Here is a 12,745-nt window from a genome sequence, read left to right as displayed (position 1 = left end):
CCTTGCGGTCCGGCGGTGCGCACCGTCACGGTTTCCGGCGTGTCAGCACCCCGCCGCCGGTCCCGGCTGGTCCGCCGGTTGCTCGCCGTGGAGATCGTGACGGTGCTGCTCACCGTGCTGATCGCGGCCGGCGTCAGTGCGGTGAGCACCCGCTCCCTCGTGGAGGACGACGAGGCCGCCCGGATGCTCGGGCTCGCGACCGCCCTGGCCGTCTCCCCCGGTGTCCCGGCCGCGATCTCCGCCCGCGACGTGGCGACGCTCGAGCCGGCGGCGGAGGCGGTGCGGCGGGACGCGGACGCCTCCTTCGTCACGATCATGACCGCGGACGGCACGCGCCTGACCCACCCCGACCGCAGCCTGATCGGGCAGACCTACCAGGGCACGTTCGCGCCGGCGGCCCGCGGCGAGACGCTGGTCGAGACCTTCCCGGGCACGCTGGGCCCGTCGGTGCGCGCGATCGTGCCGGTCCGGGCCTCCCCGGGCGGACCCGTCGTCGGGATGGTCGCGGTGGGTCTGCTGCGGGTCGACGTGTTCTCCCGGGTGCTGCGCGAGCTCGGCCTCCTCGCGCTCGGCGCGGTCGCGGCGATCGGCCTCGGGATCGTGCTCGCCCTCGGGGCGGCCCGCCGGGTCCGCCGCGACACCCTCGGGCTGGAGCCGTCCGAGATCACCGCGCTGCACCGCCACCACGAGGCCGTGCTGCACGCGATCCGCGAGGGGCTGCTCGTGCTGGACGCCGACGACGCCATCGTGGTGGTGAACGACGAGGCGACGCGCCTGCTCGAGCTGTCCGGATCCGCCGTCGGGAAGACCCTGGAGCAGTTGGGGGTGGACCCGGCGTTGGCGGCCCGCCTGGCCGACCCGAGTCCGGTGGCCGACGAGACGGTGCTCGTCGGGGAGCGGCTGCTGCTGGTGAACCGCACCCGGACCGACGACAGCTGGGTGATCACGCTGCGGGACCGCACGGAGGTCGAGCAGGTGATGCGGGCCCTCGACGACGCCCGGTCCGTCGCCGGGGCGCTGCGGTTCCAGGCCCACGAGCACGCGAACCACCTGCAGGCGGTGTCCACGCTGATCGAGCTGGGCGCCCACGACGACGCCCGGGAGCTCGCGGTGCGCTGGAGCCGCGACCTCGCCGACCTGGGCGACGACCTCCGCGACCGCATCGCCGACCCCGCCCTCGCGGCACTCGTGCTGGACAAGGCCACGGACGCCCGCGACCGCGGCGTCGACCTGCGCGTGTCCGGCGGCTCGGCGTCGGTCGACGGCACGGACGACCTCGTGACGGTCGTCGGGAACCTGCTGGACAACGCCCTGGACGCGGTCCTGACGACGGCGGGGCGGGGCGTGGTGGAGCTCGAGCTCGCCGACGGCACCGACGGCGTCGACGGCGTCGACGGGGTGACGATCCGGGTCGCGGACGACGGGCCGGGGCTGGCCGACCCGGAGGCGGCGTTCACGGCGGGGTGGTCGACGAAGGCGGGGGCGGCGGGAGACGGAGCGCAGCGGAGCTCGACCCGGGCGCCGGGCTCCCGCGGGCTGGGCCTCGCGCTGGTGGCCCGGGTCGTGGAGCGGCGCGGCGGGACGATCACGACCGGTCCCGGGGTGGACGGCGCCGGCACCGGCTTCGCGGTCGTGCTGCCCTCAGGGGTTCCCGAGCCGGTACCCCACGCCGCGCACCGTGACCACGACCCCGGGGACGCCCAGGCGTGAGCGCAGCGCGGCGACGTGCACCTCGAGGGTGCGCCGGCCCGCGTCCGCGCCGTGGTCGTCGGGGGCGAGGCCCCAGACGTCGTCGAGCAGCTCCTCGCGCGTGGCCACCCGCCCCTCGCGCCGGGCGAGGGCCGCGAGCAGGTCGAACTCCTTGCGCCGCAGGGCGACCTCGGTCCCGTCGACGTGCACCGAGCGCGCGCCCAAATCGATCTCCAGCGGGCCGGCGGTGATCGTGGAGACGAGGGCGTGGCCGACCGACCGGCGCATCACCGCCTCGACGCGGGCGAGCAGCTCGTCGATCGAGAACGGCTTGACCACGTAGTCGTCCGCGCCGCTGCGCAGGCCCATGACGCGGGCGCTGTCGTGGCCGCGGGCGGTCACCGCGATGATCGGCACCGTGGAGCGGCCGCGGATGCGGCGGCAGACCTCGATGCCGTCGAGGTCGGGCAGGCCGAGGTCGAGCAGCACCAGGTCGGGCGGGTCCACCTCGTCCCCGACGGCCGCGACCGCCGCCATCCCGCTCGCCGCCGTCCCGACGCGCCACCCCTGGGCGCGCAGGACCTTGGCCAGTGCCTCGCGCACGGCGTCGGTGTCCTCGACGAGCAAGACCTTCATCGGCGGCTCAAAGGTTCCTCAAGTTCGGGTGGCACGACCTGTGTCCGGAGCGCGAGGGTCATCACACTCACCGCAACGCATGAGAGCTGTACCACGTCGCCCGCGATGAAGGAGACACCGATGTCGACGACGACCGAGGCCGCCCCGAAGGATCCCTCACCTCCGGACCGGAAGCGCGGGGGCGTCTACAAGCAGCTGTGGTTCTGGGTGCTCGTCGGCATCACCGCGGGCATCGTCGTCGGCTTCGTGGCCCCGGGGTTCGCGTCCGACCTCAAGGTCCTGCCCGACATCTTCATCCAGCTCATCAAGATGGTGACCGCGCCGGTCATCTTCTGCACGGTGATCGTCGGGATCGCCTCGATCGGCAACCTGGCCGCGGCGGGCGGCATCGCGGGCCGGGCGCTCGCGTACTTCCTGCTCATGACGGTGATCGCGCTCGGCCTCGGGCTCGTCGTCGTGAACATCGTCCAGCCCGGCGCCGGCTTCCCCCAGATCCCGCCGGACCCGGCCACCCTCGCCGAGGCCCAGGAGGACGTCGCCGCGGGGTCCCAGGGCGGCGGCGCGATCGACTTCATCACCGGCACCCTGCTGCCCGAGAGCTTCCTCGGCCCGTTCGTGGAGAACGAGATCCTGCGGGTCCTCGTGCTGGCGATCCTGGTGGCGGCCGCGACGTCGATGCTGGCCCCGGCGCTGCGCAAGCGGGTCGTCGGCGGCGTCGACCTGATCGCGAAGATCCTGTTCGGGATCATCCGCATGATCATGTTCCTGGCCCCGCTCGCGGCGTTCGGCGGCATCGCCTACACCGTCGGCGCGCTGGGCGGCGAGAGCCTGACGAACCTGCTGTCGCTGATGGTCACGTTCTGGGCGACCTGCGCGATCTTCGTGTTCGGCGTGCTGTTCGTGGTCTGCCTGCTGTCCGGGTTCAACGTCTTCAAGCTGATCCGGATGATCAAGGACGAGATCCTGATCATCGTCGGGACCTCGTCGTCGGAGACCGTGCTGCCCCGCCTGCTGGCCAAGCTGGAGGCGGCGGGCGCGTCCCGCTCGACGGTCAGCATGGTGCTGCCGACCGGCTACTCGTTCAATCTGGACGGCACCTGCATCTACCTGACGATGGCCGCGCTGTTCATCGCGCAGGCCGGCGGGCAGGACCTGCCGTGGGGCGTGCAGCTCGGGCTCGTCGCGCTGATGCTGCTCACCTCGAAGGGCGCCGCGGGCGTCTCCGGGGCCGGCCTGATCACGCTGGCGGCCTCGCTGCAGGCGTTCGGCGGCGAGTTCTACACCGTGGAGTCGATCGCCATTGGCATCGCGATCATCGCCGGCATCGACCGCATCATGAGCGAGGGCCGGGCGCTGACGAACGTCATCGGCAACGCGGTGGCCGTGATGGTCGTGGCCGGCTGGTGCGGCGAGCGCGACGACGAGCGCTTCCAGGCGGCCCTGGACGACCCGTCGCTGGTCCGCGACGCGATCGAGCAGGAGACGCACGGCGGCGAGGACGAGGAGCCGTCGGAGTCCGGGGACCGCAAGCCGGTGGGCGCCTCCGCCTGAGGTCCGCCCCGCCCGCGGTGAGCGAAGGGCCCCTCCGGTCGATCTACTCGACCGGAGGGGCCCTTCGCTCGTGCCGGGCGCCGGTCCGGCACTCGCGAGTGTGACGTGACGCAGGTCCCGGGGCCGCGGGGGCTGCCTCATGCAGCACTCGCGAACGGGCGACCCTGTCGGCATCCGCGAGAGTGACGTGACGCAGGTTCCGGGGCCGCGCGGGCTGCCTCATGCAGCACTCGCGAACGAAGCGAACCCGCGCCGGGCCGACGTCGCGAACGAGCGAAGGGCCCCTCCGGTCGATCTACCCGACCGGAGGGGCCCTTCGCTCACTGGCTCAGTACGTCGGCAGCGAGGTGTCCACCTGCTGCGCCCAGCCGGTCACCCCGCCGCCCACGTGCACGGCGTTCGAGAACCCGGCCTGCTGGAGCGCGGACAGCGCCTCGGCGGAGCGGACGCCGGACTTGCAGTACAGGATCGTCTGCCGGTCCTGCGGGATCTCCGCGAACGCCTCACCCGACAGGATCTTGTCCTTGGGGATCAGCTTCGCGCCCGGGATGCGGACGATCTCCCACTCGTGCGGCTCGCGGACGTCGATCAGCTCGAACTTGTCGCCCGCGTCGATCTTCTCCTTGAGCTCGACCGCCGTGATCGTGTGCCCGGCCGCCGCGGTCTGCGCCTCGTCGGACACGACGCCGCAGAACGCCTCGTAGTCGATCAGCTCGGTGACCGGCGTGGCGTTCGGGTCGCGCCGAATCTTCACCTCGCGGTACTCCATGTCGAGGGCGTCGTAGACCTTGAGCCGGCCGAGCAGGGTGTCGCCGATCCCGCAGATCAGCTTGATGGCCTCGGTGACCATGATCGAGCCGATCGACGCGCACAGCACGCCCAGCACGCCGCCCTCGGCGCACGACGGAACCATGCCCGGCGGCGGGGGCTCGGGGTAGAGGTGCCGGTAGTTCAGGCCCTGGCCGTTCGGGGCGTCCTCCCAGAAGACCGAGACCTGGCCCTCGAAGCGGAAGATCGAACCCCACACGTACGGCTTGCCCAGCAGCACCGCGGCGTCGTTCACCAGGTACCGCGTGGCGAAGTTGTCCGTGCCGTCGAGGATCAAGTCGTAGTCGCGGAACACGTCCAACGCGTTCGACGCGTCCAGCGGCTGCTGGTGCAGGTTCACCGTCACGAACGGGTTGATCTCGGCGACCGACTCCTTCGCCGAGACCGCCTTGGGCTTGCCGACGTCGGACTGCCCGTGGATGACCTGGCGCTGCAGGTTGGACTCGTCCACGACGTCGAAGTCGACGATGCCGAGCGTGCCCACGCCCGCGGCGGCCAGGTAGAGCAGCGCCGGGCTGCCGAGGCCTCCCGCGCCGACGACCAGGACCTTGGCGTTCTTCAGGCGCTTCTGACCGTCGACGCCGACGTCGGGGATGATCAGGTGCCGCGAGTAGCGGGCGACCTCCTCCTTCGTCAGCTCGGCGGCCGGTTCGACCAGGGGCGGCAGGGATGCCATCGCGCGTCCTTCTCCTTCGTCGACTACCTCGACCCGATTCAACCCCACGACGCCGGGTGGTGTTCCCGACGACGGGTGGCGGCGCTCGGCCGTTCCCCCCACGAATGTGACGTCCAGTGTCAGCATGGCCGCACTGCTGACATCCGGGACGGTCAGCGGACCGGGTTCGGCCACGCGTTGGGCCGGCAGACCTTGGCGTCGCGCGGGATCTGGATGCCCTGCGGGTTGTCGTCGGTGAGCTGGGCGAGGAAGTCGTTCGAGACGCCGAAGCTCTGCTGCATCATCACCGGCGCCAGCGCGCCGTTCTCGGGGCAGGGCACGTGCTGGTTGCGGAAGACGTGCCCGACCTCGTGGTTCACGGCGTACTGCCGGTAGAGCCCGAGCTGGCCCTCGAAGGCGTCGGCGCCCCGGACCCAGCGCGACCCGTTGATCAGCACCCGGCCGATGTCGGACTTCCAGCACGACGCCTCGTAGCGGATCTGGTAGCCGCACTGCGCCCGGGTGGTCAGCTGCGAGGTGAGGCTGATGCGGAAGTCCGGCACGACGCCGGAGGTGGCGTCGACCCGCCGCAACGCGATCTGACCGGTGCCGGTCCAGCTGCGCGGGTCGTCGAGGGTCGCGTCGACCGCGGTCGCGAACGCGACGTCGCCCTCCGCGACGGTCGCGCCGTCCTCGACCTCGACGGTGTAGGTGTAGACGCGCCCGGTCCCGACCTGCGGTGTCGTCCCCGGCACCACCCGCCACGTCCCGGCGCCGGAGACCGGGAAGTCCCCGCCGGCCGGCAGCTCGGCGGTGGGGATGTCCACCCCGGCGAAGTCGCTGCCCAGCGGCGCCTCGCCGACGACGGGGCCCTGCTCCGCGGCGGCGGCGGGCGAGCGCACGTCCGTCGTCTCGGCGCTCGGGGTGAGCGCCCGCACGACGACGAAGCCGGTCAGGGCGAGCAGGACGACGGCGAGCGCGGCCAGCGCCCCGCGACGGGAGCGCGGCGCGGGACCCCGCACCGACGGGGCGGCCGTCGGGGCCCAGGAGGCGGCGAGGGGCTCACCCCGGCGGCGCGGGGCGCGGGCCTCGCGGGGAGCGTCCGGCGACGACTCCCGCTCGGAGCGCCGCGATCCGCTCGGTCGGCTCACCCGAGCACGGTCCCACAGGCCTCCGGGCGGGTGGGGACGGAGTCCCACGTGCCGTCGGCCACCGCGTCGACCATCCCGAGGATCGCGCGGGCGACGAGCGCGGGGCGCTCCATCTGGGCCACGTGACCCGTCTCGGGCAGACGCAGCAGGCGCGCCCGCGGGATCGTCGCCACCGTCCGCCGCGCCTTGCGCACCGAGATCAGGCGGTCGACCTCGCCCCAGACCACCAGGGTGGGCGTCGCGACCCGGGCCGCGGTCGACCACAGCGACCGCGAGCGGGGCGCGAACCAGGTCGACACCAGCCCGCCGAAGGAGCGCTGCAACGCCTCCGCGAGCCAGGGGTACGCGGCGCGCTCGGCCGCCTCCGAGGCCGCCTGGGCGAACGCGGCGGGGCTGACGGCGTCCGGGTCGGCGTAGCAGAGGCGCATGGTGCGGCGCAGTCGCGTGCCCGGGTCCTCCGCGGCCAGCTCGCGGCGGGTGCGGGCGCCCACGACGGGGATCGCCGCCAGCGCCATCTTGCCGTCGCCCAGCCGCGTCGGGGCAGGGCGCAGATCGGGCATGGCGGGGCTGACCAGCGTCGTCGAGAGGACGTGGTGGGGCACGGCGGCGGCCACCGTCATCGCGACCGCGCCTCCCAGCGAGTTGCCCACCAGGTGGACGGGCTCGCCCAGGGACTCGACGAAGGCGCCGACGGCCGCGGCGTGCGCGCGCAGCGAGTAGTCCCGGTCCTCGCGCGGGACCGAGTGCCCGAAGCCCGGCAGGTCGACCGCGAGGCCGCGCCAGCGCGACGAGAGCCCCGCGGCCAGGTCGGTCCAGTTCGTGGCGGACCCGCCGAGGCCGTGGACGTAGACGACGGTGCCCTCCGGCTCGCCGACGGCGGGCGTCTCGCGCACGTGCAGCTCGACGCCCGCGACCGTGACGCGGCGGCCCGGCCAGTGCGGCGTCGGGTCGCCGATCGGCCCCAGGGAGCTCGTCGGGGCGAGCGGGACGGAGCTCCCGTTCACCTGCGGGCCACCCGCCGGAACCGTCACCGTCATGATGACCATGGTGCAGGTTGACGGCAGGTGAAGCGAACCCGGCTCGCGGTGCTCGCTCGAGGTGACCGACGTCGAACCGCGTGTGACGGGCGCGCGCCGTCAGAACGGTCGGTAGGGTCGGCCGACGGCCGGGGTCGACGCCCGGGCGAGGTCGAGGCGGGAAGCGGGAAGTCGATGAGCGAGTCCGGAGCGACGGCGCAGCACGCGGCCGGCGGTTCCCCGATGCCGACGGCGGGGGCGCCCTCGTCGGCGGGCGGTCGCCCCCGCATGTCCCGGTCCCAGCGGCGCGCGCAGCTGCTCGCCGCCGCCCGGGCGGTGTTCGGGGCGCAGGGCTACCACGCGGCCGCGATGGACGAGATCGCCGAGCGGGCCGGGGTGAGCAAGCCCGTGCTCTACCAGCACTTCCCCGGCAAGCTCGACCTCTACCGGGCGCTCGTGGAGTCCGCGGCGAACGAGATGGTCCGCACCGTGCGCGCCGCCATGCGCTCCACCACGGACAACAAGGCCCGCGTGCACGCCGCGGTGCAGGCCTACTTCGACGTGGTCTCCTCCCGCGACGGCGCGATGCGCCTGGTGTTCGAGACCGACACCCGGGCGACGCCGGAGATCGCCGAGATCGTCGACCGCGCGACCAGCGACTGCATCGACGCGGTGACCGAGGTGGTCACCGCGGACGCCGGGCTGGAGCCGGACCGGGCGCGCCTGCTCGCGGTCGGCCTGGTCGGACTGTCCACGACCGCGGCCCGCTACTGGCTCGACGCCGGCCTGCGCCCGCCGCGCGAGGACGCGATCGCGCTGATGTCCACGCTGGCGTGGCGCGGCATCGGCGGCGGGTTCCCCCGACAGGAGGGCTGAGCCCGCCCGCCGGGGTCCCCTGCGGACCTCAGCTACCGACGCCGAACCCCACGCGGCGCCCCTCGGACGGCGCGATCTCCACGTAGGCGATCCGGGTGGACGGGATGAGGTAGCGCCGGCCCTTGTCGTCGGTGAGCGACAGGGTGCCGCTGCTGCCGGACAGGGCACCGTCGACCAGCTCGGCCACCTCGTCGGGCGTCTGCCCGCTCGAGACGACGAGCTCCCGCGGGCTGTCCGCGACGCCGATCTTGACCTCCACGCGACCCTCCGGTCCTTGCGACTCACCTGGCGCCCGCAGGCTAGTCCAGATCACCCACCCCCGGCGGCGGGGCTCGCTCAGGGCGAACGCGGCTACAGGCCCAGCGCCGCCACCCGCTTGTTGTGCGCGGACTTCAGTCGCTTGAGCACCGGCGAGCGGGTCGACCGCGCGTCCTCGGCCACGGCCGCGGCGAGTTCCGGGGTCTCGTCGAGCGCGGCGGTCACCGCCGCGAGGGCCTCGCCGAGCAGCCGGCGCCCCCACATCGCGAGCCGCGCGTGCACCTGCGGGTCCGCGCAGGCCTCCCGGATGCGGGCCTCCACGAACGCCCCGTGGCCGGCGTCCGCGACGACCTCGGCGACCAGCTCGGCGTCCGCCCCGGTCAGGCCCTCGAGCGCCTCGGTCTGCAGGTCGGTGACCAGCCCACGGCCGAGCGCGGTGGCCACCAGCGCCTCCGGCCAGTCGCGGCCCGCGACGGAGCTCAGCACGCGGTCGACGCGGGCGGTGAACGGCGCCATGGCCTCCAGGACGTCGACCCCCCGCGCGGCGAGGTGGTCGCGGACCCGGCGGTAGTGGTCCATCTCGACGGCGGCCAGGGTGGCCAGCTCGGCCCGCCCGGCCAGGTCGGGCGCCTGCCGGGCGTCCGCGGCGAGCTGGGTGAAGGCGGCGAGCTCGCCGTAGGCCACGAGGCCCAGCAGGGCCCGGGATTCGTCCTGCACGCCGCCACCGGTCACGGCGGCGCAGCCTACGGTGCGCGCCCCCGGCGCGGTGGTGGTGAGCGCGCCCGGGCGGACCGGGTATCATGAGAGCTGGTCAGGGCCGGTGACGCCCCCTTCGAGACCGATGTGGCCCCACCCGGGGCCGCTCCCCCAACGCCCTCGTCATCGGCCAGGACCACCCCCGCCCCCGGGCGGGCCGACCCGACGGCCGGCCCCGGGGACCGGGACGAACCAGCGCGCGCGGGCGCCATGTCGGCTCTCCCGCTCCGTCGCCCGATGCCACTGCTGCCCGGGCGCGGCGGTCGAGCCAGCCGGACATCTCGCGTGCACCAGCCGCGAGGAAGGCAGACCCCTGAACCCCACCGAAGACAACGCCCTGGTCAACGCCGAGGACCCCGAGGTCGTCACCCAGGCCGTGGCGACCACGACGTCGTCGCAGGACTCCCCCACGTTCGCCGAGCTGGGTGTGCTCCCCGAGATCGTCGAGGCGCTGGCCGCGAACGGCATCGAGCGCACCTTCGCGATCCAGGAGCTGACGCTGCCGCTGGCGCTCGCCGGCGAGGACGTCATCGGCCAGGCCCGCACGGGCACCGGCAAGACCCTCGGCTTCGGCGTGCCGCTGCTGCAGCGCGCCGGCACCCCCACCGACGACGGCACGCCCCGCGCGCTCGTCGTCGTGCCCACCCGCGAGCTGTGCCTGCAGGTCGCGAAGGACCTCGAGGCCGCGTCCAAGGGCCTCGGCACCCGCGTGGTGTCGATCTACGGCGGACGGCCCTACGAGCAGCAGATCGCCGCCCTGCAGCGCGGCGTCGAGCTCGTCGTCGGCACCCCGGGCCGGCTGCTCGACCTCGCCCAGCAGGGCCACCTGGTGCTCGCCAAGGTCGGCGGCCTGGTCCTCGACGAGGCCGACGAGATGCTCGACCTGGGCTTCCTGCCCGACGTCGAGCGCATCCTCGGGATGCTCCCCGCGCAGCGCCAGACGATGCTCTTCTCGGCGACGATGCCCGGGCCGATCATCACGCTGGCCCGCACCTTCCTGACGCAGCCGACGCACATCCGCGCCGAGCAGGTCGACGCCAGCGCCATCGGCGAGCGGACCGCGCAGTACGTCTACCGCGCGCACGCCATGGACAAGGTCGAGATGCTGGCGCGCACGCTCCAGGCGGCCGACCGCGGGCCGACGATGGTGTTCACCCGCACCAAGCGCACCGCGAGCAAGGTCTCCGAGGAGCTCGCCGAGCGCGGCTTCAAGGTCGGCGCGGTGCACGGCGACCTCGGGCAGGGCGCTCGTGAGCACGCGCTCAAGGCGTTCCGGAGCGGCCGCATCGACGTGCTGGTCTGCACCGACGTCGCCGCGCGCGGCATCGACGTCTCCGGCGTCACGCACGTGGTGAACTACCAGTGCCCGGACGACGCGAAGACCTACGTGCACCGCATCGGCCGCACCGGCCGGGCGGGGAAGACCGGCATCGCGATCACGCTGGTCGACTGGGACGACCTGCCGAAGTGGAAGCTGATCTCCGACGACCTGGACCTCGGCGCCCCGGAGCCCCCGGAGACCTACTCCAACTCCCCGCACCTCTACCGCGACCTCGGCATCCCCGCCGACGCCACGGGCCGCGTCGCCCGCCGTCGGCGGCCCGCCGAGGAGGAGGAGGAGACCGGCGACGGCTCCGCGCCGCCCGCCCCGGAGGCCACCGAGGAGAAGCGCCCCCGCCGCTCCCGCAGCCGCACCCGCCGTCGGGGTGGTGAGGTCGTCTCCGGTCCCGACGGCGCCCAGGGCGGTGACGGTGAGGCCGCGTCGGAGGCGTCCGACGCGTCCGACGCCTCCGACGCGTCGGAGGACGGCGGGGACGGCGGGGACGGCGGCTCCTCGCGCCCGCGCCGCCGTCGTCGCCGGGGACGCGGCCGCGCCGCCACGGGCGAGGGCAGCGACGCCGGTGAGGCCGTCGCGGTCGGCGCCGACGCGGACTGATTTCATCTGACGGGTGAGCAGCGCACCGCCGGAGCAGCGCGCCCCGAGTCCTCGGAGCACGTGGTGGCCCCGCGCGGAGCGCCGCCGTCGCGGGGACCTGGTGGCGATCGCGCTGATCGTGGTCGTCGCCGTGGTCGGCGTGGTCCTGGTCCTGCGCACCGGGGACGAGGCGGGCACGAGCCTGCAGCAGACGGCCACGATCCCCTCGCCGGACGCCGCCGGCGTCCCGACCGCGCTCGGCGAGGCGTGGCGGGCCGCCGACCCGGCCGGCGCCCCGCCGGGGCCCGGCCTGATCGGGGGGCCGGTGAGCGTGGGCCCCGCGGTCGCCACCGGCCGCACGGAGCCCGACGGCAGCAGCGTCGTCACCGGCCTGGACGCGGCCACGGGCGCCCTCGCGTGGGAGTACCGCCGCCCGGAGCCCCTGTGCACCCTCGGTGAGGGCTCCGGGGTGGTCCTGGCGGTGTTCGCGACGACGTCGCCGCTCGGCACCTTCTGCAGCGACGTCGCGTCGTTCGACCCGTCCACCGGTGCCCGCGGCCCCTCGCGGAACGCGGACGTCCGGCCGGGCACCCGCCTGCTCGCGGACGGCTCGCACGTCGCCGCCACCGGCCGGGACTACCTGGAGGTGTGGCGGGACGACCTGGTCTCCACCCTCGAGTACGGGCGCCTCCCGACGCCGGTCCAGGGCACGCCGCAGCCGCGCGCGGGCTGCCCGCACGTGTCGGTCGGGGTCGGTTCCGACGACGTCGCGGTCCTCGAGCGCTGTCCCGGCGAGCCGTCGGACCGGCTGTCCGTGCTGTCCGCCGGCCCCGCGGAGTACGACCGGCCCGAGGACCGGTTCAGCGTGCTCTCCGGCGTCACCGACGGGCGGGTCGTGGCCACCACCGACTCCCGCACCGCGGTCCGGGCGCCGGACGGCACGCTGCGGGTGTACGACGCCGCCGGCACCCCGATCGCGACCGTGCCGCTCGGCCCCGCGGCCGGACCGGTCCCGGACGCGGCCACGACGGACCCGCCGGGGCAGGCGCTCGGGCCCCGCGTGGCCGGACCGGTGCTGGTGTGGTGGACCGGCACGGCGACGGTCGGGCTGGACTCGGCGACCCTGCTCCCGCGCTGGACGGTGCCCGGCACCCTGGGATCGGGCGCCGCGGTGCCGACCGGCGTCCTGGGCGCCCCGACGACCGTCCTGGTGCCCGTCCCCGCCGGCCTCGCCCCGGTCGATGCCGCCACCGGGCGGGCGGGCCCGGTGATCCCCCTCGACCGCCGGGCCGACCCGCCCGGACCGGTCGGGGTCGACGTCGTCGGCGCGACCGTCGTGGAACAGCGCGGCGACGTCGTCGTGGGTCTGCGACCGCCGGGCTGAGCACCGGGCCCGCCCGTCGTCACGGACCGC

Annotated in this window: 11 protein-coding genes; 5 read left to right on the top strand and 6 right to left on the bottom strand. The window is 74.7% G+C overall.

The features are described 5' to 3' along the window. The first annotated feature begins 39 nt into the window (after window positions 1-39). Entirely contained in the window at window positions 40-1,710 is a 1,671-nt protein-coding gene (locus tag WCD74_RS07270; RefSeq protein WP_337694155.1) for a sensor histidine kinase, read from the top strand. Here the strand turns inward: WCD74_RS07270 and WCD74_RS07265 are convergent. After that, entirely contained in the window at window positions 1,642-2,325 is a 684-nt protein-coding gene (locus tag WCD74_RS07265; RefSeq protein ID WP_337694154.1) for a response regulator transcription factor, read from the bottom strand. The two genes, WCD74_RS07270 and WCD74_RS07265, sit on opposite strands and share 69 nt — an antisense overlap. Window positions 2,326-2,445: 120 nt before the next feature. Between WCD74_RS07265 and WCD74_RS07260 the strand changes: the two genes are divergently transcribed. Further along, the gene (locus WCD74_RS07260) at window positions 2,446-3,876 is read left to right on the top strand and encodes a cation:dicarboxylate symporter family transporter (protein ID WP_337694153.1); all 1,431 of its coding nucleotides are present in this window, start codon (window positions 2,446-2,448) and stop codon (window positions 3,874-3,876) included. Window positions 3,877-4,204: 328 nt separating this feature from the next. Here WCD74_RS07260 and moeZ read toward each other — a convergent pair whose 3' ends face one another. From moeZ to WCD74_RS07245, 3 genes are all read right to left on the bottom strand, one after another. Next, on the bottom strand, window positions 4,205-5,380 hold the full coding sequence (gene moeZ / locus WCD74_RS07255; protein WP_337694152.1) for an adenylyltransferase/sulfurtransferase MoeZ: 1,176 nt from the start codon (window positions 5,378-5,380) through the stop codon (window positions 4,205-4,207). A 152-nt stretch (window positions 5,381-5,532) separates the two neighbouring features. Next, window positions 5,533-6,510, bottom strand: coding sequence for a DUF3152 domain-containing protein (locus WCD74_RS07250; RefSeq protein ID WP_337694151.1), 978 nt, complete (start codon window positions 6,508-6,510; stop codon window positions 5,533-5,535). After that, window positions 6,507-7,547, bottom strand: a complete 1,041-nt coding sequence (locus WCD74_RS07245; protein WP_337694150.1) for an alpha/beta fold hydrolase — start codon at window positions 7,545-7,547, stop codon at window positions 6,507-6,509. The genes WCD74_RS07250 and WCD74_RS07245 overlap by 4 nt, the downstream gene beginning before the upstream one ends. Window positions 7,548-7,721: 174 nt before the next feature. On the opposite strand from WCD74_RS07245, the gene WCD74_RS07240 reads away from it, so the two are divergent. Next, on the top strand, window positions 7,722-8,402 hold the full coding sequence (locus WCD74_RS07240) for a TetR/AcrR family transcriptional regulator (RefSeq protein ID WP_373696039.1): 681 nt from the start codon (window positions 7,722-7,724) through the stop codon (window positions 8,400-8,402). Window positions 8,403-8,430: 28 nt separating this feature from the next. On the opposite strand, the gene WCD74_RS07235 is transcribed toward WCD74_RS07240, so the two are convergent. Then, the gene (locus WCD74_RS07235; RefSeq protein ID WP_337694149.1) at window positions 8,431-8,661 is read right to left on the bottom strand and encodes a DUF3107 domain-containing protein; all 231 of its coding nucleotides are present in this window, start codon (window positions 8,659-8,661) and stop codon (window positions 8,431-8,433) included. A 92-nt stretch (window positions 8,662-8,753) separates the two neighbouring features. Further along, window positions 8,754-9,392: a ferritin-like fold-containing protein gene (locus WCD74_RS07230; RefSeq protein ID WP_337694148.1), complete on the bottom strand. Its 639-nt coding sequence runs from the start codon at window positions 9,390-9,392 to the stop codon at window positions 8,754-8,756. Between the two features lie 400 nt (window positions 9,393-9,792). Here WCD74_RS07230 and WCD74_RS07225 point away from each other — a divergent pair, with 400 nt between their 5' ends. Both WCD74_RS07225 and WCD74_RS07220 read left to right on the top strand, forming a co-directional pair. Then, window positions 9,793-11,352 (top strand): DEAD/DEAH box helicase, encoded by a 1,560-nt coding sequence (locus tag WCD74_RS07225; protein WP_337694147.1) that lies wholly within the window; start codon window positions 9,793-9,795, stop codon window positions 11,350-11,352. A 13-nt stretch (window positions 11,353-11,365) separates the two neighbouring features. Next, window positions 11,366-12,715, top strand: coding sequence for an Rv3212 family protein (locus WCD74_RS07220; RefSeq protein WP_337694146.1), 1,350 nt, complete (start codon window positions 11,366-11,368; stop codon window positions 12,713-12,715). Window positions 12,716-12,745: the final 30 nt, after the last annotated feature.

This window comes from Actinomycetospora aurantiaca, from assembly GCF_037401875.1.
Taxonomy (GTDB): Bacteria; Actinomycetota; Actinomycetes; order Mycobacteriales; family Pseudonocardiaceae; genus Actinomycetospora; species Actinomycetospora aurantiaca.
The sequence above is the reverse complement of the archived record's forward strand: the minus strand, read 5'-3'. Positions and strand labels throughout refer to the sequence as shown.